We start from the raw sequence: 24,126 nt of genomic DNA on the forward strand, positions 1-24,126 counted from the left end.
GAGAACGTCATGTCCCGGACCCGGCGAGCGTGACTGTCTCCACCACGCACTTCGTGGGAGTGCCGAACTGACCTCATCTCGTTTGTGTGGAGCTTACGACAGGTATACAAATACCGGGTAGGAGGCGACAACCGCTAGCGAGGGCGTCAAAACCCACATCATGACGATACGCTTGGCCGCCGCTGGGTCGAAGAGACTTCGCTCGTCGAGGTCAACCGATTCCTCTGCGCCGACGTCTGGCACATCCGGGACCTCCTCCGTCGTCTCGGGCGGTTCTTCGTGGCGGGCTATATCACCGATTGTCGGACTAGCCGGGGCCTCTTCGACGCGCGAGGTGACCAACGCCCCTGTCGCGATATCCATATCCGGAGGCTCAGGTGTCGGCGTCGCCAACTCCGCAAGTGTCGCTGCCCGACTCGCACGACCCCACCCGAGTCCAATGATCGTCGATGTCGTACTTACCGCAAGACTTGCGGGAATGCCGAAGTAGGAGAGAATCGTGATGACTGTGCCACCGACAATGGAGACGATCAGTGACGCCAGAATCGGTAGCTCCGTGATATCGTCTCCAACCGTCTCCAAGGTGCGGCGGGCGATGGTGAAACTGCCAAGACCGAAAGCCACCACCGCGAGCATCACCCCTTGATCTACGGTCAGTGACCCGCCTTCTCCAACGAGGGGGGCCACAGCGTTCGCGGCGTTTGATGCCCCCGCCGAGAATGCCATGTAACAGGCAATGACGACCACCGAGAGTGATCCGACAATATCCTGCGCCGACGCATTGTTGTTTAGATGCGGACGCGGAATCGTTCCTGAGCGGTCGAATTGGATGAAGTGGAGGTCGAACTTCGTAAACGCGACGTAGCGGTCGAGATACGGGTATAGATAGCGACCAACTACGATTCCGATGGTGAAGCTTATCAGCGGGGCGACAATCCACGCTGAGACGATAACGAACATTAGCGCCTGATTGAGCGTATCCGTCGCGAGACCTAGCCCGACGATGGCGCCAACGGCGGTCATTGAGGTCGAGGCCGGAACGCCGTAGAGGTTCGAAATGAGTAGCGACAGCCCGGTGAAAAACAGGACGGCGACGCTCGCAAGCGGGGTGAACTGGGTCGCGGGTACGATACTACTGCTCATCGTTGCGATAACGTTTCGACCCACGGTCCAAGCACCGAGGAAGCCAAACACCACGAATAGCATCGCTGCGGTTGCCTTCCGCACGAGGCGTGAGCCAACCGCCGGACCGAACGCTACCCCCGTCGACGAGCCACCAATGTTGAACCCGACGAATACAGCGACAACGACACCTGCGACGGTTAGCAGTGACTCCATTTGTTGTCTCTAAGCCAAGATCATATTTGTCACCAATATAAGCTTCGAGTTGCTTCTCGTCGTCTACTGGAGCGACTCGGAGTCCATCAATCAGGAAAGGATGCTCATTGAGCGGTCACGTCGGTTCGTCCACGGAGGAGTGTGTTCCTGAGCCGAGGTAGATAATGGGTGAGATCCGCTGTCGGGAGGATGCCTACAAGGTCGCCGTCGTTGGTGACTGGGTCGAATGCTCTTTCATCAGAGTGGCAGCGGCGTGGCTATTTTCTGTGCTGGCAATCGTGACAATTGGTGGCTAAGAAACACAGCAACATGAATAAAATCGATATCGGCCCCCACTGCCACCAGTTGCATGCTGTCGGATTCGGTGATGATTCCGCTGTACTGGCCTGTCTCGGGATCGACCACATTGCCGACCTCCGTGTTCGAGCCTCCCGGTGACCCGAACCGGAAGATCGAATTTGAACCGCGGTAAACGAGATGGTGCTATGAAAAAAGCCGGGCTGTCGGTAAACGCGGTAGGCCTTCTCATTAGTATCACAGGGACGGTGTTACTGTTCCAGCATACGACTAACAAGTACCACTCGGCGATTCAAGATCTCGAATCGATAGCGATTGCGTACCTCGGTCTGATCTTCCTTGGCGTCTCAGTGTCACTCACAGGGGTTGCACAGCTGTTACAGACGAGCGCCAATTGAGGTGGACAGTGTCTCGTCGAAATACAGACCCTGAATTCAGGCTCGCCGGTAGCATCAGTCCATCCTGCCCACAGCCACTGTGATGAGATGGAAGTGGCGGCGGTTGGGGGTACACCGTTAGTGGGGTGTCCCGGAAGTGAGGGGTCGACAGGCGACGAGCGCAGCTCTTCCTCGCTTTGTGCCTTCGCCTCGTTATCGCTATTACACTACGAACGTGGAGACAATCACGGAGTACCGTGATAACGATGTGAAATCTCTTCTATGACACCATCTGAGCTCAGCTATTGCTGGGAGACTGAGTAATATAGAGCAGTTTCCGCTCGACAATTCACCCAAATTCACGCAATACAGCTCCGCTAAACCTACTATTGCCTTAACTCCTATCCGACAAATTTGATATAGCGATATATGATTTATGACCTGTGGCAATACAATCGCTACTATCTGTCTTGTTGTGGGTTTCTGCACGAGAAAACAAGACAAGACAAACTATTAGTTGTTCGATGCGAGTACGCTATATACGAAAACTCGGTGATTCAGACGAACCAGCCAAGACAGTTCGTCGGTTACTGCAGTTCACATCACATGCACTCCAATGACTGAAACTCGCTACTCAACTATGGGCTTAGCTGACTGCGAGTCCTTCTATCATGAGAGCGTCGTGCCGACAATGGAAAACGACGGTCTGGATCCGGCCACTGAAACCCCCACGTACACATGGCTAAATGGCGAGTTCCCGGGATTCGTCAAGCACCTGCAACGGCAACTCGATCTGTCTCCGGGGCAGTTCTACGACGAGATCGGAGTACCAGAAGCCGACACTACATCAGGACCATTTGATTTCCTCTCTGACAACACACAGCGGGCCATTGAGGACTATCTTGATGAACTCTCGACTCGACGTGGGCGTGCTGACGCGACAATCGACACACGGCGGTCGATTCTACGACGCTACGCGAAAATATATACCAATATTCACGATACAAAAGATTTGCTCGCACCGCTGAAGAATCCCGACGAACGTGTTGCGGAGATGGACCGGGTGGCGGCGACGTTTGATGCGCTGGACCAACTGGACGATGCCCTGACGACGCTTGCGTCACGGCGTAAATACGTTCAGGACACACGGCAGTTCTACAAGCACATGGTGATGTTCGGAAGCGCCACGTACAATCCGCTAGCTGACCTCGAAATCCGGTTTGGATGGGATAGAACCCCGTCTTGGGACAACAAGGCACTCGATAGAAGCGCTGTCAAGCGCTTGTACGCGGCAACAGCTGATCAACGAGACCGATTTATCGTGGTCGCATGCTGCGGTTGGGGGCTTCGCCCGAGTGAAGTCGCATCGCTACATGTCCGACAGCTCAACCTCGATCCGGACGATGACTCCCATCCATACATCGAATTCGGTGACGGCGAGCGGAAAAACGGTCCGGGGACCGTGGCTCTGCTGGCCGGCTTGGAGACGGCCAGGGAACGCATCGACGCCCTCTCCAGCCCGGATTGGAACGGCTATTTCCTGCCCTCATCGGCGTCAGCTACCGGCCATTTGACTGCCGAAACTGTCCGTCGGCGGTTCAAATCGGTGGCCGAAACCGCCGATATCACCGTCGACGGCGCTCGACCGACGCCGAAAACGGGACGTCGATTCTGGTATACGACGTACGGCGCAGCTGTCAGACGGGTCGCCGAGCGGTTCGAAGACGTCGCGGCCGAGCAGGGGTCGGCTTCCGCACAGGTCGTCTTGGATAACTACCTTTCCGAGTCCGAGGCCCGGTCTCACCGACGGTCAGAGATGCGCGAGACGCTCGCGGGACTCTTTGACGAGTAGCTAACGTTCACTGAAAGTACGAGTATATTTATATAGCTATACTATATAGCTATGCCGTCTGACTAATCTTTATATCTGTGTAGTGAATCCGATACGGTATGCTGACCTACACCGTGTACAGTGAGGCCGGCGGTGTCGGCAAGACAACGATGGCGGCGAACCTCGCTGTCGCCGATGCCCGCGCCGGTCACGACGTACTGGCAATCGATATGGACCCACAGGAGGGGAGCCTCTCGTTCCTGTTCGATGTCGCGGACCACCGAACGGACTCGGAGGCTGACAGTCTGGTCCGACACCTCGTCGAACGGCCACGGGGGCCGTTCGCTGACCTCATTGAAACCTCCGAAGGTGTCGATGTCCTTCCCGCACACAACTCGCTGGAGGTACTTTCGAAACATCTACGGCGTCGTGAGGAGGAAGCAGCGGACTTCGGTGAGAACTGGAACCCGAATGTTCAGCTCCTTCGTGTCCTAAAGGACGCGGGCGTTCCGTCTGAGTATGACACTGTCATTATCGACCCGCCGGCAACCGCGGACGTGAAACTGTACAACGCGTTGCACGCGACGCGGCACCTCGTCATCCCGTTCGAACCAAGCGGGAAGGGCCAACAGTCCGTCGAAGGTCTGGCGGATCTCGTTACCGGACTTGAAGACACGCTGGATATCAATGTTGGCGTGTTAGCTGCTGTACCGAACCGATTCAAAGGAACTAACGATCAAGAAGAGATGCTCAAACGGCTCCGTGCAGAGTCGTATGATATCCCTGTTGTCTTCCGTGAGCGAACGTCCTTGCTCGAAGGGTGTTGGCGAAAACAGTGCTCAGCGTTCAAATATATCGAAGAACACCGGAGCCGGGAACGTGACTACGAACTCGAAACCTTGGAGCAGTTCGAAGAATTGGCTGCGCATCTCCGTCAGACTCGCGAACAGGAGGCAACAGCATGAAATCCGGTTCCGGTGACGATCCGTTTGCAGAGACGAACACAGACCCAGAGCCAGAACCGGATGACCAGCAGGATGATGTGATGGATGTTGAAACCGACTCCACGGACGTAGAACCGACGACCCAGCCCGACATCCCATACAAATTTCGTCGTGACTCAGTCAAACAAGACCGTAAGCAACGGCCGATTTTCATTCGGCCCGAGGTCGAGGACCGGGAGTCTACTTTTCTCCGTAATCTCGAAGACCAAGTCGGTGAGGATGTATACAAGACCGATGCACTGGAAGCCGCCCTCGTCGTTGCTATGGATAATCCGGACCTCGTCGCCGAAAAGCTCCGTGAGTGGGGGTACGACTGGGAACAGTCGACCGCTTCCCGCTGAGCCTTTCGCCTCTTGACGGTAGGGGTACAGCTGGAATCTCTCTTTGTACTCAGCCATGGTTTGTTTGGTAGACTTCCAGTTTTGATTCGGTAGGCCCTCGAATACATCTGGAGTTGCTAGCTGTACCAAATGGCTACCTTAATTTGCTGGATCTTTTGGTCACCTTCAACAGCTATAACACTCAGCTATATTCATTCGCCATACAGTATAGCTATAAAGTATAGCTACCTGTACTGGCTACACCGTGTAGTTGTGAAATATGGATATAAAAGCTGACCGCTCTTTATAACTGCTGAAGCGAGCTACTGCGGACAGATACCACCAAGACGGGTCAACTACTCAGCAGCTTTCGGGCAAAAATTTACCATCGTGCCACCATCCCAGCGACAGTAACCAACGACATGTTGAACCCGATATCACGATTACAGAACTGACAAGCCCTTCTGGTCAGAGATATACAAATAGACCGGAGTCGCTATACGAAGGTTCGAACAGCGCTTAGAATATCTGCAGGCTGCTGCGGTTCGAAGCTCTCCTGATACTCAATCTCCCCCTTCGATAGACGAGCGATCCCTTCCAACCCGATGCTGTGATGGATAGGAGAGACCACACCAGTGACAGCTTTCGTCCAGAAGTTTTGGCACAACAACCGCCGCTTATACGATTCCTCTTGCACGAAGGATCTCACAGCGGCCCGGCCGGACTGTGCCGCATGTACCATCCCGAACCCTGTCAGCCGGTTCGCCAACCCGAGGGCATCCCCCGCGATATGGACCGTGCAGTCGTTTAATTCGTACGAGCAGTCCGAGATACTTCGCAGGCCGTTTGAGACATCGGTCCCACTGTACAGAGCCTCGCGTTCTGGTGGCTCAATATCGACTTCCGCAAGCACCTCTTGCATATCCGCGTATAGTTGCGCAGGGGATTTGTCTTCTCGACACCCGAGTCCGACAGTCGCTTCCCCCGGTGACTGTGGCACAATCCAGAGGAAGTAGTTCTCGTATGCGAGTGCCCTTGGTTCCGGATACAAGTGGGAGAAGTCGGCCTCAATCCTCCCGCTCAGCGTCGGACATGCCACGTCATACGACAGGGACGTGAATCGGCTTGAGATCGGGAACTGCCCGGTAGCATCAATCAACAGATCTGCTTCCGTAGATAGCCTCCGAAACTCCGCTTCGTCGACTTCTGCGTCCTCTACGATCTCTGTTTGCTTGAGCGTCCCTGCCCAGTGTTTTTCTAACTCCCCTCTGTTCAGTATCACACCATCAGGGACGTTTATTACGGTCTTCCCGTCAGACCCGACAAATATTCCAGTATTAGCTTCTCTGACGTATCCCGGGACGTGTCGACCTAGTGGCAACTGTGAATAGTCCCAGACCATTTCGCCCCACGCGCCTCTCCGATCGCCACTGTATGTACCCTTATCATAGAGTCGTACGTCCGAAGTGACCTCTTCAGCCAGTTGTGCAGCTGCTAATCCAGCGAATCCCCCACCGACGATAGAAATCCTCATATTGTCACCTTTGACGGTAGCTATTTCAAATATACTTATCTGCTCGCATGCACACGGTGACGTTCCGTGAACGCTGGGAGAAGCAGTATTATGCGGCTGAAAACCGGCGCTGGCCTCACAAACTGGTGTAACAGCTGTTCGAGTACGTCGACTCCAAATTAATGTCAGCCGATAAGGGCTGTCGCAGATAACAGATGGGATACTCTGTGTGCCGAGTCAAAACCACGTAACATTCAGAGTTTGTGCCGCGCCGAAAGGTCCAGTCAGCCTCTCCCACTTTGAAAATCTCATATAGAAGGTTCAGTATCGTTGATCCGGCAGAATGAGTGCAAGTTGAATAGTTAAATCGTGACTATGGGATGCCTACGTATAGAAGTACGACTATCTAATATAGATATCCAATTATATTCATCTAATTCGAGTATGCCATTATATTCTCTCTATAGTACTAACAGAAGCGCATTATATGGGATCATATCCGAAATATAGTTTTATAATGGGGGTTTGACTATCTACAACACTCGACTGACTGTTAACCAATTGAACATGCACAGAGTTCCGATTTTTGATTTCGGCTTGGCATGTGCGGTTGTCTAACAACTGTACTGCTGTTATTATAATCGGAACGCGGTAGCCTCTCGCTCTGGATGCCCGACCACTCATCACCGTCGCAACCCTCGGATTTGGTTATCGCTGGCGCGGCCACGCCATCGCCGTACAAACCGGTTGTTGAGGGAAGAGTTGTAGTCGCTGATGAGTAGACGTGGAACTACTGACGGACGATAACGAGCGCATATGAGAGTCTCGACCGCGCAATCGAATCATACCGCCTAGTCTGTTGTCTGGGAGACACGGAAAGAGAGAGGCTACCCAGCAGGAGACTGATTGTCTTCCGACCACTCTATAACAGTTTGACGATACCGAACAATCTCTCAGTTACCCCCATCTGCTGCACTGGCTGATGTGTGACCGAGGCACAACAGACAGAGAGTACGGAGCAAACTGTTGGCGGTAACAGTACTTTTCACGATAGCTCGAAGCTCTAGTTCGGAATGAACAAATACGACTGTCACTCAGGATAGAGTAGACATTCCAAGACTGTTGACACCAACTGAAACTGGGTGCACAGGTCTCAAGCAGCGAGGGGCCGTTGATTGCAGGACCACGAACCGACGTTGGGCCACCTCTTTCAGGGAGAATTCAAGCGTCCGACGACACAGGATAATCAAGCTACTCAGCCGCTTAGATTGGTACAGAAGAGACGGCGTGTGCACAGGGCGATCTAAGAAAAATTTGGAAAGGCTGTCACGATCTAACTGTCCAGAGAGAACATCTGAATACAGCACCAGATCGATGGCCGCCTGTACCGTCAATAGGCTAAACCAGAGTTGTATCACGCACCACAGAAGAGATAGCTATCTTTGATATATGTGAACTATTCATCTCGGGCGGTTGCAGACTCCAAATTAATCTCGATGATGTTTGCCGCTTCCATTACTAACTCTGGAAGGTCACTGTAGAGATATTCACCGGACAGTCGCATTCTCGGTGCGGTCACACTGATTGCACCACAGACTGTCCCGTCCACGCCATGTATCGGAGCGCCCACGGACCGCATTCCCCGGATTTCCTCTTCATCGTTTATCGCGTACCCCCTCCTTCGAATCTCTGCGAGTGCTTCACGAAGCTCGCTGGGGTCAGTAATCGTTTTCTCTGTCTGCTGAACGAGCTCTTCAGTAGCCAATATTTCAGTGACTCTGGCTTCATCGAAGTGTGCCAGCAGCGCTTTTCCTGTTGCAGTACAGTGGAGATACTGTGGGGACTCCCTAGTCCGACGTTGATAGTCCATGGCGACAGTTTCTCCCCCGTTATGCTCGCACAACGTTACCTCGCTGTTCCGGTACGCGACTGTGAGATGGACCCACTCATTTGTCTCCTCTGCTAGACGTTCTACTTCTTCCTTTCCGATCTGATAAAGGTCGACTCGATTCCGCACGCTTTCACCGAGTGGGATGAACCGCAGCCCCAACCGATATACCCCGTCTGATTTGTCGATAAAGCCCTCAGCAACAAGTGTCTGTAAATACGTGTGGAGCGTACTTTTCGCGACATCTACATTATCACAGAGATCAGCAAGTGTCGCCTCGGACTGTGACTGAATCTCGCGCAGGATTTCACTAGCAGTCTGAATCGACTTGATCTGTCGGGAAGAAGTCGGCGGTTCGTGTTCAGCCATATGCTGATTCTCGCTTATCAAGGTTATATGATTTTGGTATATCGAACGGTTCGTCTCTCGGTGTGGTCTTTCGTTCAGTATATCGGGACCCAACCGGTATGAATTGCTCCAGTAACTGGATTTTGTAGTGTCTCACAGCCTGAACCCGAGTTGGACTGTTCCGCCCTCCGCTCTCCATGAACTTTTATTAATGATGGTGTCAATGGAGCAAACGACATGCGCAGTTGCCACAGTCGGTGTAGTCGCCAAACTAGCCGTATAGCGACTGAGAAGCCAGTTCAAAGCCCACCAGTCGGAACATCTGTGTGTACAAATACACTAGTGGGACACGAGAGAACTGGAAATAACCAACCGAGCCAATAAGCATGAGCTCTGAATTCGACATCAAGCTGTACGACGACATTGACCCCGAAGACCGACCTTCTCTGGTGGAGGCGCTGATACCGATTATCGGGATGCTAACAGCACTGGGCATCGGTATCGGAATCTACGGGCTTGACCCGCAGTTCCCACTCCTCTGGGGTATTGCCTTCACCGGGCTGTTCAGTTACTATCGGTTCGACATATCTTGGGACGAGATGTATACAGGTATCACACACACGCTGCTGATGGGCATTCAGGTCGTGTTCATCCTCTTTATTGTCTATGCGCTCATTTCGACTTGGATACAGGCTGGAACGATTCCGACGCTCATGTACTACGGCCTTGACCTGCTGCACCCAATAGTGTTCCTTCCGCTCACAGCGATCATTACTGCAGCGATAACGTTCGCCATCGGGTCATCGTGGACTGCAGCGGGGACCCTTGGTGTTGCCTTCATCGGGATCGGGTCTGGGCTCGGACTCCCTGAGCCGATGACCGCGGGAGCAATCCTAACAGGTGCATACACGGGAGACAAGCAGTCACCACTCTCGGACACAACAAACCTCGCTTCGGCGGTGACGAACACCGATCTGTACGATCACATCAACGCGATGCGCGCGGGCACTTTCTTGGCCTTCTCGATTGCCGTCCTCCTGTACGCTGGCCTCGGGATACGCGCGTCGGGAGCCATCCCTGTGGACCGGATCGCCGAGATTCAGACCGCGCTCACGGGGTCGTTCACGATCTCTCCGCTTGCTTTCTTCCCGCTTCTCGTCACATTTGGGCTGGCGATATACGGCATCTCTGCGATTCCAGCCCTCGGTGCTGGTGTCTTCGCCGGCGCGATAACGTCAGCCGTCCTTCAGGGGAACTCATTCACGTCGGTCTGGACCGTTGCACAGAGCGGCACAAGTCCGGAAACGGGAATGGAACTGGTAAACGGACTCCTCTCGAGCGGTGGGATGGTCGGCGGTGCATGGGCGGTGACAATTGCTATCGCCGCGCTTGCACTCGGCGGCCTGTTCGAGTGCACTGGGATTATCGCTGTCTTGGCATATCACCTTGGTCGGCTCAGCAACAGCGTCGGCAGTCTCACCGGCATCACGGTTCTGTCGTCAGTCTCAATGAACGTCCTTGCGGCAGAACAGTACATCAGTATCGTTGTCCCCGGCGTGACGCTTGGAAGTCTCTACGAAGAGAAGGGGCTCAAGACAGAGAACCTCTCCCGAGCAATTGAGTCTTCCGGCACCGTCACGAGTGCGCTCATTCCGTGGAATAGCGGAGCGGTGTTCATGGCTGGAACTCTCGGCGTCAGTACGTTCCAGTACGCGCCCTACTACTTCTTGGGCTTTCTCTCGCCGCTCATCCTCATTCTCATGGGAGTGACCGGCTGGCAAATCACATATACCGAAACTGAGGCAGAAAGCCATACAACGGGTAATGTTGCTGCACCGGCAGACAGTGACTGAGCATACGCCCGGTGATAGGGGATAGCCTACGTGAAAGCCCCGCTCTGATACGGCGGTCACAGAGCACGTCTCAGACGTAGCAGAGTCGGATATCGATTCAGTACAGATGGAGCTGACAGTATCCTATATGCAGAGGAATTGGACCAACTACTGCGATAAAGCCGATAAATAGCTAGAGAAAAGATATGATGTGTCTTTCCACTCCTAACTAAGAAGAATAGGGCACTCATATGATATAATATCTTGGTAAAATAGATATAAAACGGGATATACGCAAACCGATAGCGAGTAGCCATAAGGGCAGTTGTGGCGTACTAATTTTGTCGCCACTGCTTCGCTCAGATCACGACAACACGGTCGGTCTGCCAGCATCCCCGGAACTCGCCGACGGACTGCACTGACAGGCCGAACTCATACGTGACTGTTCGCCCACCCGGCCCTGTAATTGTTACCCGCTGGTCAGCGTAGTTCCCGTTCCGCTCGACGGGGCCTCGCACAGCCTCCGCAAAATTAAGCATCGGGCGGTACTGCGGTGACCGGACCATGGCTATGAGCCGGTCAAGCGGGCCAGTCGAGCGGCGGTTGGCTGGGGCGGCGAAATTGTACGCTGTCATGATGCCCGCGTTTTCGTACGGGTCACCGTTTGTTTCCAGCGCAGCAAGCTGGATGGCTATGGCCTCGTCGGGGCTGTACGTCTCACTGGGCGTCGGAAGGCTAGCCACCGGGTACTCACGTTCAGACATTGATATCGTGGGACTCGGGCGTGCATCCGTAACAGGCGCTGTACCAGCATGAATCGCACGACGACAAGCCACAAGACCGGACATCGACGGGCGTTTGTGCGACCGCCAGCTAGAACTGCCGACTGCGACCATGGCCGCACTCAGGGACGCACTTGTTGAAGTTATGCTGCTTGACGAAGCGGGGTTTCGCCGTCGGCTCCCGGGACTCGTCGACACACATCAGCTACGGAGTGTTGGCCCAAAACCCGTCGACAGGTCAGTGACGGCCCGTCTTCGAGACCTCGATGGGTTTGAACCTCGCTCCGTGACTGAGTTTGAGCGAGAACGTATCGCCAGAATGGCCTGTCTCGACACGGTGCCGCTGGGTTTGACACTCACCGGACCCGCGTATCAGGATAACCCACTCCGATATGCGACACAGACGTTCAGAGAGCTGACGGGCTACTCGCTTGCGGCACTCCGCGGCGAGAACCTTCGACTTCTACAAGGGCCGGCAACGGATCAAGAGGCGGTCGCGACACTTCAGGAGGGGATCGATATCTGGGAACAGCGAACAGTCGAACTATGGAACTACCGGGCGGACGGCACCCGGTTCAAAAACCGAGTGACAATAGTGCCACTCACCGGCCCTGATGGCTCTGTCACGAACTGGCTCGGGGTGCAGAAAGCCATCGGCACGGCGGATAGCTGACTATTTGTGGCTCAATTCCGCGATCCGTCCCAATCCCGCTGCCCGGTCAGCTTGCAGTGTAGAGGAGATGCACCAGTGTCGCCGTCATCCCGGCAGCCATCATAATCGCCCAGCCAGTCAGCCGGACACGCTGGCCATACTCGCTCAAATCACTGTTCTCGGTTCCAAGTATCGTGACAAGCCGACTCGGCCGCCTGAACGGACTTGGCGCTTTCGGCTCGGGAAGTCGTCGTCGGAGCTGCTGGTACTCGGTAAACGACCAGACACCGTACAGACACAGTGAGAGGATCATCCCGACCCAGAAGCTGAATCCTGCGAGCATCGGGAGACCGACCGGTCCCAGAAGTTCTGCCTGTATCTCCTGTGGCGGCCCTCCGAACTCACCGGGGGTGTTGAGAAGGCCGAACACCAGCGCGACCATCGACAACCAAAAGCCGACAAAGCAGGCGCCGAGCACCTGTTTCGAAAGCCCATGGATGGTCTCGCCGTGGCTGTCACCCCCTGTCTCACGTGGCGCTGGCTGCACCTCGCGTGCTGGGCGAAGCTCCTGCTGGCCCGGATTCGGGGCCCCTAGCCCAGCCAGTACGCCGATGACTGAGAGGAGACCACCGACAGTGATGGCTTGTAGTGGCCACGGCGTCCGCTCCCGAATCAGGAATGCATCGGTCGGGTCGGCTGGTGAAACGTACGCGCGGACCGTTGTCCCCGGTTCGTATGACTCGACTACCGACTCTGCCTCCGAGCGGGCGGAGTACGTCCGAGTGCGCGTACTTGGAAACACCTGTTCGCCGGTGTACGTCTCTTCTTGATACTGGTACGTGTAGTGAATCTCCGGCTCGTAGTCGATCCCCCGACCCCCTTCCATTCGGTCGACATGGGCGTCAGTGATGGTTGCCTGAACGGCAACGCCGTTGTTGATCGCCTGTGATTGCTGGACGTAGTCGTACCCCCCGAACCCGAGAAGGCCGATGGCGAGGAGCAGTAGAAGTGCACTCCGCTGTGAAAGGTGGAGGGTCGTGATTCCGAGCGGGACCTTCATGTCAGTACACAGTATTGTGCCCGCTCCCTATGAGAGTAGCGCTCGACACAAACCGCTTTACAGGTCGGGACCAGACAATCAGGAAGCAACCGAATCAATACATCATCGGTCGTCCACCTTTCCGTCACATCGGTCACGTTCCACAGCTTCCGGGTCCCGCTCTGCTGGCTCGCCGTGGCCGCCGCCACCCGGTGTTCGAACGGAGACGGTCGTCCCAGCCTCGACGTCGACGGAGGCCTTCGCAGGGACCGGCTCGCCGTCGACCAGATTTTCCCCCGTCGCGCCGTCTTCGCCGCCATCGAGTCCAGCAGGGGCCGTCCGCCGCCGCTCTGTCAGCAGTGACACGGTGGCGTCGGTTTCGACGGTGACGGTTCGTTCGAGCCCCAGTCCGCCGCGGTATCGGCCGTTTCCGCCGCTTGACGGGCGCAGCGCGTACCGTTCGACCCGGAGCGGATATTCGGTCTCCATCGCTTCGACGGGCGTGTTGAGCGTGTTCGTCATGCCGACCTGTACACCGTCCATCCCGTCTTTCCCGGGCCGGGCACCGAACCCACCGCCGATTGTCTCGTAATACGTGAAATCGCCGGTTCGGTCGCCGATGATGAGGTTGTTCATCGTTCCCTGCCCACCGGCAGGTACCGTGTCGGGGACTGCCGTGGCGAGCGCCGCCAGCGTGACATCCATGACGCGCTGGCTCGTCTCGACATTGCCACCGACGACAGCGGCTGGCGCGTCCGGGTTGAGTACTGATCCTTCCGGTGCGGACACGGAGACCGGATCGTAGCAGCCGTGGTTCGGCGGTATCTCTGGGTCGGTGATCGCCCGAACGACGAAGTAGACCGCGCTCTTCGCGACTGAGAGCGGCGCGTTCAGGTTGCCCGCCACCTGATCGGCAGTCCCGTCGAAGTCGACAGCTATCGAGGCCCCATCGATGGTAACGGCCACTTCAATCGGGATGTCGTCATCGGTCACGCCGTCGCCTTCGAGGATATCCTGTGCTCGATATGTTCCGTCCGGGAGCGAATCGAGTTCAGCCTCGACCCGCTCGCGGGAGTACTCGATGACGGCATCGAACGCGTCAAGCAGGGTTGAACCGTGGTCCGCCAGTAGGTCTCCGATGCGTTCCTCAGCCCGCTCGTTCGCGGCGCGCTGGGCCCGGAGGTCCGCTTCCCGCTCGTCCGGCGTCCGAACGTTGGCTCGGATAAGGTCGTGAACTGCCTCATTGGGCTCGCCGCCGTCAACGAGGCGAACCGCCGGCAGTCGAAGCCCCTCCTCGTAAATCTCCTGTGCGCCCGGTGGCATACTGCCCGGCGAACTCCCACCCACGTCGGCGTGATGGGCTCGCGAGACTGCGTACCCGATGATCTCGCCGTTGGGTGCTATCGTCGAGACGAGCGTGATGTCCGGGAGGTGTGTCCCACCCGCGAACGGGTCGTTGACGATGAAGACGTCGCCCGGCTTCGGGTCCTTCTGAAGAACGACATCTACCGCGTCGGGCATCGCGCCGAGGTGTACCGGGATATGTTCCGCTTGTGCGACCATCCGCCCCGATGCATCAAAGAGCGCCGTCGAACAGTCCTGTCGCTCCTTGATGTTCGGGGAGTACGCCCCGCGGATGAGTACGTGGCCCATCTCGGTTGCCACACTCTCAAGCTGGTTCCTGAGGATTTCAAGCGTTACAGGGTCGATGTGTCTCTCGCTCGTTGTCGTAGTGTTGTCGCTCATCTGTCGCTCACCTCCGCTGTCAGTGTCCCGTCATCACGCACCTGTACGTTCCAAGTCGGTGGGACGACGATTGTACTCTCGTTGCCCTCGACAATCGCAGGGCCGTCGATCTCGTCCCGTGGTGGCAGTCGTGCCCGCTCGTAAACCGGCGTTTCGCGGGCATCACCGGCAAACACTGCCTCGCGGGATCCCTTTCGCGGGTCGCCAACGGCATCGTACTCGACCGGCGGCGCGCTCCGTTCGACTGTCGTCGTCACGCGACAGTTCACCAGTTCGACCGACTCGTCCGCTCGATAGCCGTACGCGGACTCGTGGGCTGTTGCAAACCGCTCGCGGGCGTCCGCGGTGTCAAACGGTCGGTCGATATCCACAGTGAGTTCGAAGCTCTGGCCGGCGTACCGGAGATCGGCGGAGTATCGCACTGTCGCCGCCTCGCGGTTGCTGACCTCAGCCAGCAGTTCTTCGGCCATGTCCTCGTAGACTGCATCGACATCGTCGGGGTCGACCGCGTCGAGCGATCGCTGATACGTCCGTACGGCGTCGCGCTTCTCATCGGCCGCAAGCAGGCCGTATGCCGACAGTACGCCCGAGGCGCGCGGGATCACTACCCGGTCGATATCGAGGCTGTCCGCGATTGCTGCCGCGTGCATCGGCCCGGCACCCCCGAACGCAGCGAGCCCGAACTTCCGCGGGTCGTACCCACGCTCGACGGTCACGGAGCGAATGGCTCTGGTCATGTTCGCGTTCGCGACGCGGTAGACGCCACGAGCGGCTTCAACGGGACCATCGAGACCCGCTTCGTCGGCGAGATTTGCGAGCGCGGTGTACGCTGCGTCCACGTCCAGTGAGAGCTCGCCACCGAGGCTAGTGCTCTCTCCGATGTATCCCAGCACGAGGTTTGCGTCGGTGACGGTCGGCTCGGTGCCGCCCTTGCCGTAGCAGGCGGGACCGGGAGTAGCGCCGGCCGAACGTGGTCCGATTCGCAGTGCGCCACCGGCGTCGACCCAAGCGATTGAGCCGCCACCTGCGCCGACTGTTTCCACGTCGACCATCGGCGTCTTGATCGGCCGCTCGTTGATGACCCCCTCCGTCGTCCGTTCGGCTTCCCCGTCGCGGACGAGACTCACGTCGCTGGAAGTCCCACCCATATCGAACGTGACCAGCCCGTTCTGTTCGTCGGCCGCCATCGAACCTGCCCCCACGACCCCGGCGGCAGGACCGGAGAGGACGGTCGTCACGGCGTTCTGCCTGACGGTGTCCGCGTCGGTGATTCCGCCGTTAGCCTGCATAATCCGGGGCTGTGGGACCCCGAGCTCCCGTGCTCGGTCGGTGAGATGACTGATGTAGTGGTCAATTGCCGGTCGCACATAGGCGTCGACGGCCGTCGTCGACGTTCGTTCGTACTCGCGGAACTCGGCGAGGACTTCGTGTGAGGCCGAAACGGGAACGTCGAGTTCGTCCCGCAGGACCTCTGCGACGCGCGTCTCGTTTTCAGGGTGGGCGTACGCGTGCAACAGCGAGACGGCGACCGACTCAACGTCGATCTCGCGCAACTGCGCGGCGATTGATCGCACGTCGGCCTCGTCGACGGACTGTTCGATACCGTCGGTGGTCGTCCGTTCGGACACTTCGAACCGTCGGCGTCTGGGAACCAGCGGCGTCGGCTTTTCGGCGGACAGGTCGTACAGCGACGGGCGATCCTGACGGCCGATTTCCAGCACGTCTCGGAACCCCTCGGTCGTGACGAGCGCGGTCTTTGCGCCGTTCTCTTCGAGGAGCGCGTTGACCGAAACAGTCATCGCGTGGGAGAACTCGCTCACGGTCTCCGGGTCGATATCAGCCTCCGCACACGCCTTCTCGATCCCGGCGATCACGCCCTCGCTCTGGTCCTCGGTGCTTGGGACCTTTGCGGTCACGAGTTCGCCATCGAGTGACAGCGTCACGTCAGTGAAGGTGCCACCGACGTCGACACCGATTCGCCGGTCGCTCATCTACAGCACCCCCGCGACGCTGAGCAGCGTTCGAACCCCGAGCCACACGACGATGAGCGTCACGATAACGCCAAGCGCGTTCGCTACCGACCCGTTCGTGTACTCTCCGAGGAGATCCCGCTGGTTCATCGCGTATATCAGGAATACAGCGACGATTGGCAATAAAATCCCGTTGACAACCTGTGCGAACACGATGATCTGGACGGGACTGCCACCCAGCAACACCGAGAGAACCCCGACCCCGAGGATGGTCCCCCAGACGGCGCGGAACTGTGTGCTCTGCATATCCGAATCCCAGCCCAGTGCACCCGTGGTCGCCCACGCGCCCGCAAGCGGTGCTGTCGTCGCGCTCGTAAACCCGGCAGCGAATATGCCGATGCTGAAGAACAATTCGGCGTACGGACCGGCGATGGGTCGCAACTGTTCGGCCATCTGGCCGATATCGCTGATCTGCGTCCCCGGCTCGAAGGCCGCGGCCGCGGTCACCATGATCGTGATCGTGATCACGCCCCCAGCAACGATTGACAGCACTGTGTCGATACGTGAGTGGCCGATATCCTCGGGACCGCTCCACCGCTCCTGAACGTTACTCGCGTGCAGGAACAGGTTGTACCCGACGATGGTCGTCCCGATGAGGCCGGTGATGAGATACAGCGACCCCGAGGGGATACCGGGGACGAACCCCATCGCAATCGCACCGGGATCGGGGCCGATGAGAATCGCCGATGCCACGAACGAGAACGCCATCACGGCGACCAAGCCGATGAGGGCTCGCTCGATCAGTTTGTACCGGCCAGTGTACAGCAGGAGCCCGGCGACGAGTCCAATCACGACGCCCCACACCGTCGAGTCGATACCCGTGATGGTCGCGAGCCCTGCGGCACCGCCGAGGATATTCCCGGCCTCGTAGGCGGCAGTCCCGACGCCGATAGCGCCGACGACAAGGAATATACTCACGTATTCGACGATCTGATTGTCGAACCGCTCCCGGAGTGCTTCGCCGAGTCCTTCGCCCGAGACAAGGCCAAGTCGCGCGCTCATCTCTTGAAGCACAATCGTTGCCACAATCGAGAAGACCATTGTCCATAGAAGCGCATAGCCGAACTCCGCTCCGGTGACGCTCGCAGTCGTGACCGTGCCTGGGCCGATGAACGCGGCGGCGACCATCGCTCCCGGGCCGACGGCTTTGAGTCGTTTCGTAATGCTCATGATTGTTGGTTTTGATAGCCACTGTCACGGTTCCGGCAGGTAAGGAAAAACATTGTTAAGACCTGTGTGTGGCCAGCACGTCGGTCGTATGAACGCTGTGTATCCCTCACTGACTGTATGAATTAGTAAGAACAGCCCACGTCTGGCTTCGGGTGGAAGTATTCACGGGTCCTGTTCTCTCAAGAGTACCTTCGAAACGCTCTCTTCGATCTCGATCTCGAAGGGAAGGTCGGCGATGCTCCCGCGAATGAACCGGATCATCAACCACCGCACTGACTCGGACGGGAACACCACGTGGAAACTTCCCTTCTCATCCCGTCGAACGGTCAGGAAGCCACACAGCGAGAGCCACTCGAGCACGTCTTCGAGCGAATTGAACCGTTCGGCATACTCTTGGGCGTGGTACTGCGCCACCTGATCGATCATTTCGAGAGTCGCCTCGTCCCGGTCCGCTGGATCAGTAAACTGGCTCAGGAGTGCATGCAGTAAGTCGATATCCAGCAGTACGTGTTCGCCCGTCGAGAGCATCTCGTAGTACGTCTGGAGGTGGTCGCTGTCGCTCGCGTGCGCTGAATCGAAGTTCGCCGCGTAGAACGCGATTGCCTCGCGGATCAGTTGGCTTTGACTCTCCCCAGTTCGGTCGGTCAACCCTTCTAACGTCTCCTTGGTCTCCTCGTCGAGAGAGACGGTGACGCGGTCGGTTGGCATAGTGGCCCTCGTCACTGGATGGCCTTAATATCGTGTCGTTTGGTGACAGAGACCTCTCAGACCGCAGCAAGAACGGCGCGTCTGGACGGCATCCGGAACCTGATTACGGCCAAGTCCCGCTCTGTTCGCCGGCGTTCATGACCCGCTGGAGTGCAACGACGTACGCGGCGGTTCGGAGCGACGGGAGGTTCCGCTCCTCGTAGGCATCGACGAGGTTCTCGAACTGGTCGACGATAATCGAATCCAGTTCCTCGTTCACGCGCCCTTCGGACCAGTAGAAGCGCTGTCTGTTCTGGACCCATTCGAAGTACGACACGATGACGCCGCCGGCGTTCGCGAGGATGTCCGGAATGACCAGTGTCTCGCGGTCACTGAGAACATCGTCCGCGGCGGGAGTGATCGGGCCGTTTGCGGCCTCAGAGATGACGTCGGCGGAGATATCATGCGCCAGCGACTCGCCGATGGCGTTTTCGAGTGCGGCCGGGATCAACAGGTCGACGTCGAGTGTGAGCAGTTCCTCGTTCGTGAGTTCCCCCTCGGCCTCCGGATAGCCGACGACGCTCCCGGTTTCGCGTTTGTAGTCCTTGACCGCGACGGGGTCGAACGACGTTTCGCTGTAGATAGCTCCGCTCGAATCGGAGACAGCGACGACGTTGGCACCCATCTCGTAGATGAGCTTCGCCGCGATCCAGCCGGCGTTCCCGTAGCCCTGAACCGCGACTGTCGCGCCTTCGAGGTCCTTGTCGAGATACTCGAAGGCTTCACGCGCCGCGACGACCGTCGACCGCCCGGTCGCTTCGACGCGGCCCTCGCTGCCACCGCTTGCGAGGTCTTTCCCGGTTATCACGCCGGGCTCGGTCGTGTTTTCGAGTGTCTCGTAGGTGTCCTTGATCCAGTTCATCTCGCGCTGGCCCGTGTTGACATCGGGTGCGGGCACGTCGCGGTCGGCACCGATCAGCGGCGTCAGTTCCTTCGCAAACGACCGCGTGACGCGTTCGAGTTCGCTCTCCGAATAGTTACTCGGGTCGATGACGATGCCACCTTTCCCCCCGCCGAGTGGGATATCGCTCGTCGCCGTCTTGTAGACCATCCACCCGGAGAGCGCCTTGACCTCGTCGCGGTCCACCTGTGGGTGATAGCGGATGCCGCCCTTGTACGGGCCACGGTCGCCGTTGAACTGTGATCGATAGGCCCGGAACACCTCGACCGACCCGTCATCCATCTCGACAGATAGGTTCGTTTCAAGTATCCGCTCTGGGGTTTTCAACCGTTCCAGTTGTCCCTCTGAGATGTCTACATATTGTGCTGCTGCATCGATCTGCGTTCGCAGACTTTGGTACGGATTTACATCAGACATGTATCCACGAGACTTATCGAGATACCAAAAGCTATCTATTTGTCCCAAGAAAGTTACTATATCTGTGGATATATTAGCAGCTAATAGAGGGCTAATAGCGGCGCTTTGGTCCGTAACTCTTAACCTATATTCAAATTTTCATTAAATTCTGTTACTACTATGTTTCCTGTACTGTCTGTCACTTGCACAGTGCTGTCCGTATCGAGTGCCACCGCACCCGCAACCTGATCCGTTCCACTCGCTGGAACATCGACCCGGTCAACGTCCGGAATCAGACAGTCACGACGCTCGGCACGTTCGAGCAGGGCGTCTCCGCTTGGGAAGTGCCAGATCCGCGTCACGGATCGGAACACTGGCATCGACGTCGGCTCGTCGACGTGCCTGATAGCTCTCTTCTCGGTCAAACGACGTTGCAGGTCCATCATAGCTGAGCTGGATCGGCGGGAGCTGATGGGTCATGACTGCCGGAACGACGAGCAGGACCGGCCGCGTCGACGTCTGTGTGCTGCCCGTCGTCTGTCTCCGCGAGTCCCTGCCGTCGACCCATGGCACTCATCGGAAAGCAGCGCAGGTATGAACAAATACTAAATTGTTTAGCAACGAAGGACTCCAGACAGCTGGTGTTTATTATTGAACCCCCAATCCAAAACGCGGCAACTGAAGCACCCCGTTCCCGACAGGTGGCGACAACTCGAACGAGCGTCCACGCATAGAACCGGTAGTCTCAGTGACGGCTTCGGGCCCGGGAGCATCAGATGAGCGACACTGAAACTCCCCTCAACACGGCCAAGGTCCTCATCGTTGGTTCGACGACTTGGATCGAGCCGTTCACAGCGGCTCTCGAAGCCAGCACCGAGGCCGCTATCCTCACCGCTGCGACGACATCGGCCGCCATAGATACCGTTCGGCAGCGCTCGGTCGACTGTGTCGTCACGGGCGAGACACTCGACGACGGGAGTGGCACTGGGCTGGTCCGACAGCTCCGGGACTCGGCTCCGGATCTCCCTGTCGTCCTCGGTACCACGGACGGAAGTGAGGCCTTGGCAAGCGAGGCAATCGAGGTTGGCGTTTCCGACTACGTGCCTCTCACAGGGCCAGACGGTCTGCGGATAGACGAATTGGTTGAGCGAACCGAGAAGGCGCTCCAGTCCGCTCGGCAAGCGATCACGCAGCGCGAACGAGCACGGCAGTTCGACGCCGTCTTTCACGACGCACAGACGGCCACGTGGGTCCTCGACCCGGACGGCTCTCTCGCCCGTGTAAACCAGACGGGACGGGCGATGATTGACGAGGACGTGGACGCGGTCATCGGTGACCTGTTCTGGACGCTGCCGTGGTGGGCACAGTCTCCGGCGACCGAGCGCGATATCCGGCAACTCGTGGCGGCCGCACGCGACGGGCAGTTCGGTAACGCAGTCGTTCACTGGCCGACCACGGCCACAGACCGCGTGATCGAGCTTTCGGTTCGGCCGGTCGAGAACGACTTCGGCGACGTCACCTCGATTGTGATCGACGGGATCGATATCACGGAGCAGGTCACCCTCGACCGTGACCTCCGCCAGTCCGAGGAACTCCACCGGGTCACGCTCAGCAATATGACCGACACTGTCCTCATGACGAACGAGGACGGGGAGTACACCTACGTCTGCCCGAACGTCCACTTCATCTTCGGCTACACCGACGACGAGATTCGCGAGCAGGAAACCATCGACACGCTCCTCGGCGAGGACCTGTTCGACCGTTCGGAACTCGCCGAGAAGGGCGTTCTCAAGAACATCGAGTGTACCGTCACCGACAAAGCCGGCCACGAGCACACGCTGCTGGTCAACGTCCGCGAAGTCGCGATTCAGGGCGGGACACTGCTGTACAGCTGTCGGGATATTACGAAACGGAAACAGCGCGAGGAAGCGCTGGCGACCCTGCAGGAAACCGCACGGAAGTTCCTCTACACCGAGACAAATCAGGAAATCGCCCAGCACATCGTCGATGACGTGCTCAGTGTCTTCGACGTCTCCGCGAGTGCCATCTACCTGCACGACGTCGAGACGAACGAACTCCAGCCCGTGGCACAGTCTCAGGCGATGACCGACCACCACGGGCCGCTGCCGGCCGTCCGCACGAACGACGATACGCTTCCGAGCCACAGCTTCGTCAACGACGAGACACTCGTGTTCGACGATGTCCACACGTCGGACCGACTGGAAAACCGGGCAACCGACCTCCGGAGCGTCATGTTCATTCCGCTCGGCAACCACGGCGTGTTCGTCACCGGCTCGACGGCTGTCGGCGTCTTCGATGACGTAACACAGGAACTCACCGACCTGCTTGCAGCCACCGCCGAAGCTGCCCTCGACCGGGTCGTCCGGGAGTCCCAGCTCCGGGAACAGGACCGCGAACTCCAGCGACAAAACGAGCGACTGACCGCCCTGAACCACATCAACAACACGATTCGGGAGATCGATCAGACCATCGTCAGCGCCGAAACACAGGACGAGATCAATCACACCGTCTGTGAACGGCTGACTGACACGGACCGGTTCAAGTTCGCGTGGATCGGGAGCGTCGATCCGGCCGGGAATACCGTCGAACCGCAAGCGTGGGCCGGCAACGAACAGGGGTATCTCGACAGTCAGTCAATCACCGTCGCGGACTCCGAGACCGAGCCCGCGGGCCAGACGGCGGCGACCGGTGAGCTGACCATGATACCAAACGTCGCCGCCGACCTCCGGAACGCGCCGTGGCGCTCGGACGCGCTCACGCGCGACTTCCTCTCTGTGTTGAGTATCCCGCTGGTGTACAACGACCTCAGGCACGGGGTCCTCACTATCTATGCGGACACGAAAGACGCGTTCGACGAGACAACGCGAACAGTATTGCGCGAACTCGGCGAAACAATCGCGTCGGCGCTCAGCGCCATCGAACGGAAACATGCGTTGCTCACGACGTCGGTGACCCGCGTCGAGTTCGACATTGACGACGAGCGATTCCTTCTGTCGCGACTCGCCCGGTCGACGGGGTGTACCCTTTCCTACGAGGGCGGCATCCAGCACGCGCCGGCCGGTAACAGTGTATTTGTTACGGTCGAAGACGCCGATATGCGTACAGTTGCGGCGGCTGCAGCGGATATGACGACGATAGATGACGTGACACGGATCAGTGACGACGACACTGAGAGTGGCGTCCTCCGGCTAGAGTTGTCACAGCCGTTTCTCGCGCTGGAACTGGCCGACCACGGCGCTATCTTCCGGGAAGCGACCGCGGACCCGGAGGGAACCACGCTTGTCGTCGATGTGCCACAGAGCGTCGACGTTCGAAACATTGCGCAGTTGGTCGACAGGACGTTCTCCGGCGTCGAACTCAAGCGCAAGGAAACGCTCGAACGGGGTATCGAGCAGGACCGGAGTTCGGAGTTACTCACGGACCTCACAGAGCGCCAGCTCGAAGTGATTCAGACCGCCTACTACAGCGGTTATTTCGAGTCACCGCGCACAAAATCCGGCGAGGACATCGCGACGATGCTCGAGATCTCGCCACCGGCGTTCTATCAGCACGTCCGGACCGTCCAACGGAAGCTGTTCACCACACTGTTCGAAGACCGGAGCGTATCGGGGCTGGAGTCCTGATGGGGGTTCAATAATAAACAACCCAATCTTCCCCTGCTTCTTTGTTTAACCTCTGAATATTCCTTTGATGTCCTTCTATTCCTTAATCGAGTACTGGCGGTCGGAGACCGTCACTCGTGAATACACATGAGAGATGTCGAGCAAGACCACGACGAGAAGACACCGTACGAGTGCTTTGCGTGTGGCAAAGTCATCACTGCAGAGAGCCACCCGGAGAACTGTCAGGACTGTGGCGGTGAGATGCGCAACCGACTGACACCGCTGGAATAAC

20 protein-coding genes are annotated in these 24,126 nt (G+C 57.8%); 9 read left to right on the forward strand and 11 right to left on the reverse strand.

All coding sequences use genetic code 11. From position 1 onward, the window contains the following. Positions 1–93: 93 nt before the first annotated feature. Together Har1129_RS19945 and Har1129_RS20795 are read right to left on the reverse strand one after the other, a co-directional pair. Positions 94–1,338: an inorganic phosphate transporter gene (locus Har1129_RS19945; protein ID WP_151102550.1), complete on the reverse strand. Its 1,245-nt coding sequence runs from the start codon at positions 1,336–1,338 to the stop codon at positions 94–96. 237 nt (positions 1,339–1,575) lie between these two features. Further along, a complete protein-coding gene (locus Har1129_RS20795; RefSeq protein WP_191906214.1) occupies positions 1,576–1,743 on the reverse strand; it encodes a hypothetical protein in 168 nt (55 codons plus the stop codon). An 80-nt stretch (positions 1,744–1,823) separates the two neighbouring features. Here Har1129_RS20795 and Har1129_RS19950 point away from each other — a divergent pair, with 80 nt between their 5' ends. From Har1129_RS19950 to Har1129_RS19965, 4 genes are all read left to right on the forward strand, one after another. Next, positions 1,824–2,033, forward strand: a complete 210-nt coding sequence (locus tag Har1129_RS19950) for a hypothetical protein (RefSeq protein WP_151102551.1) — start codon at positions 1,824–1,826, stop codon at positions 2,031–2,033. A gap of 595 nt (positions 2,034–2,628) precedes the next feature. Then, positions 2,629–3,864 carry a tyrosine-type recombinase/integrase gene (locus Har1129_RS19955; protein WP_151102552.1) on the forward strand — a complete coding sequence of 412 codons (1,236 nt, stop codon included), beginning with the start codon at positions 2,629–2,631 and terminating at the stop codon, positions 3,862–3,864. A gap of 98 nt (positions 3,865–3,962) precedes the next feature. Next, positions 3,963–4,808 (forward strand): ParA family protein, encoded by an 846-nt coding sequence (locus Har1129_RS19960; protein WP_151102553.1) that lies wholly within the window; start codon positions 3,963–3,965, stop codon positions 4,806–4,808. Next, positions 4,805–5,188, forward strand: coding sequence for a hypothetical protein (locus Har1129_RS19965; protein ID WP_151102554.1), 384 nt, complete (start codon positions 4,805–4,807; stop codon positions 5,186–5,188). The genes Har1129_RS19960 and Har1129_RS19965 overlap by 4 nt, the downstream gene beginning before the upstream one ends. Positions 5,189–5,663: 475 nt before the next feature. Here Har1129_RS19965 and Har1129_RS19970 read toward each other — a convergent pair whose 3' ends face one another. Together Har1129_RS19970 and Har1129_RS19975 are read right to left on the reverse strand one after the other, a co-directional pair. Beyond that, the gene (locus tag Har1129_RS19970) at positions 5,664–6,701 is read right to left on the reverse strand and encodes an NAD(P)/FAD-dependent oxidoreductase (RefSeq protein ID WP_225307886.1); all 1,038 of its coding nucleotides are present in this window, start codon (positions 6,699–6,701) and stop codon (positions 5,664–5,666) included. Positions 6,702–8,136: 1,435 nt separating this feature from the next. After that, a complete protein-coding gene (locus Har1129_RS19975; RefSeq protein WP_151102556.1) occupies positions 8,137–8,937 on the reverse strand; it encodes an IclR family transcriptional regulator in 801 nt (266 codons plus the stop codon). A gap of 365 nt (positions 8,938–9,302) precedes the next feature. On the opposite strand from Har1129_RS19975, the gene Har1129_RS19980 reads away from it, so the two are divergent. Next, on the forward strand, positions 9,303–10,769 hold the full coding sequence (locus Har1129_RS19980; RefSeq protein WP_151102557.1) for a Na+/H+ antiporter NhaC family protein: 1,467 nt from the start codon (positions 9,303–9,305) through the stop codon (positions 10,767–10,769). A gap of 338 nt (positions 10,770–11,107) precedes the next feature. Here Har1129_RS19980 and Har1129_RS19985 read toward each other — a convergent pair whose 3' ends face one another. Beyond that, a complete protein-coding gene (locus Har1129_RS19985; RefSeq protein ID WP_151102558.1) occupies positions 11,108–11,512 on the reverse strand; it encodes a DUF4864 domain-containing protein in 405 nt (134 codons plus the stop codon). A gap of 130 nt (positions 11,513–11,642) precedes the next feature. Between Har1129_RS19985 and Har1129_RS19990 the strand changes: the two genes are divergently transcribed. Next, positions 11,643–12,203, forward strand: a complete 561-nt coding sequence (locus tag Har1129_RS19990; RefSeq protein ID WP_151102559.1) for a PAS domain-containing protein — start codon at positions 11,643–11,645, stop codon at positions 12,201–12,203. Positions 12,204–12,249: 46 nt separating this feature from the next. On the opposite strand, the gene Har1129_RS19995 is transcribed toward Har1129_RS19990, so the two are convergent. The 6 genes from Har1129_RS19995 to Har1129_RS20020 all read right to left on the reverse strand — a co-directional run bounded on the left by Har1129_RS19995 (position 12,250) and on the right by Har1129_RS20020 (position 20,232). Next, the gene (locus Har1129_RS19995) at positions 12,250–13,242 is read right to left on the reverse strand and encodes a DUF3592 domain-containing protein (protein WP_151102560.1); all 993 of its coding nucleotides are present in this window, start codon (positions 13,240–13,242) and stop codon (positions 12,250–12,252) included. Positions 13,243–13,344: 102 nt separating this feature from the next. After that, positions 13,345–14,967: a hydantoinase B/oxoprolinase family protein gene (locus Har1129_RS20000; protein WP_151102561.1), complete on the reverse strand. Its 1,623-nt coding sequence runs from the start codon at positions 14,965–14,967 to the stop codon at positions 13,345–13,347. Beyond that, positions 14,964–16,958, reverse strand: coding sequence for a hydantoinase/oxoprolinase family protein (locus Har1129_RS20005; RefSeq protein ID WP_151102562.1), 1,995 nt, complete (start codon positions 16,956–16,958; stop codon positions 14,964–14,966). The genes Har1129_RS20000 and Har1129_RS20005 overlap by 4 nt, the downstream gene beginning before the upstream one ends. Further along, positions 16,959–18,167 carry an Nramp family divalent metal transporter gene (locus Har1129_RS20010; RefSeq protein ID WP_151102563.1) on the reverse strand — a complete coding sequence of 403 codons (1,209 nt, stop codon included), beginning with the start codon at positions 18,165–18,167 and terminating at the stop codon, positions 16,959–16,961. A 162-nt stretch (positions 18,168–18,329) separates the two neighbouring features. Beyond that, positions 18,330–18,875, reverse strand: coding sequence for a ribbon-helix-helix protein, CopG family (locus tag Har1129_RS20015; RefSeq protein ID WP_151102564.1), 546 nt, complete (start codon positions 18,873–18,875; stop codon positions 18,330–18,332). Between the two features lie 103 nt (positions 18,876–18,978). Next, complete coding sequence (locus tag Har1129_RS20020; protein ID WP_151102565.1) at positions 18,979–20,232, reverse strand: Glu/Leu/Phe/Val dehydrogenase; 1,254 nt, start codon at positions 20,230–20,232, stop codon at positions 18,979–18,981. Between the two features lie 182 nt (positions 20,233–20,414). Here Har1129_RS20020 and Har1129_RS20800 point away from each other — a divergent pair, with 182 nt between their 5' ends. The 3 genes from Har1129_RS20800 (at position 20,415) to Har1129_RS20035 (ending at position 24,125) form a co-directional block, all read left to right on the forward strand. Beyond that, entirely contained in the window at positions 20,415–20,663 is a 249-nt protein-coding gene (locus tag Har1129_RS20800; protein WP_191906213.1) for a hypothetical protein, read from the forward strand. A 324-nt stretch (positions 20,664–20,987) separates the two neighbouring features. Further along, the gene (locus Har1129_RS20030) at positions 20,988–23,855 is read left to right on the forward strand and encodes a bacterio-opsin activator domain-containing protein (RefSeq protein WP_151102567.1); all 2,868 of its coding nucleotides are present in this window, start codon (positions 20,988–20,990) and stop codon (positions 23,853–23,855) included. A gap of 126 nt (positions 23,856–23,981) precedes the next feature. Beyond that, positions 23,982–24,125 carry a rubrerythrin-like domain-containing protein gene (locus tag Har1129_RS20035; RefSeq protein ID WP_151102568.1) on the forward strand — a complete coding sequence of 48 codons (144 nt, stop codon included), beginning with the start codon at positions 23,982–23,984 and terminating at the stop codon, positions 24,123–24,125. Position 24,126: the final 1 nt, after the last annotated feature.

This window comes from Haloarcula sp. CBA1129, assembly GCF_008729015.1.
Classification (GTDB): Archaea; Halobacteriota; Halobacteria; order Halobacteriales; family Haloarculaceae; genus Haloarcula.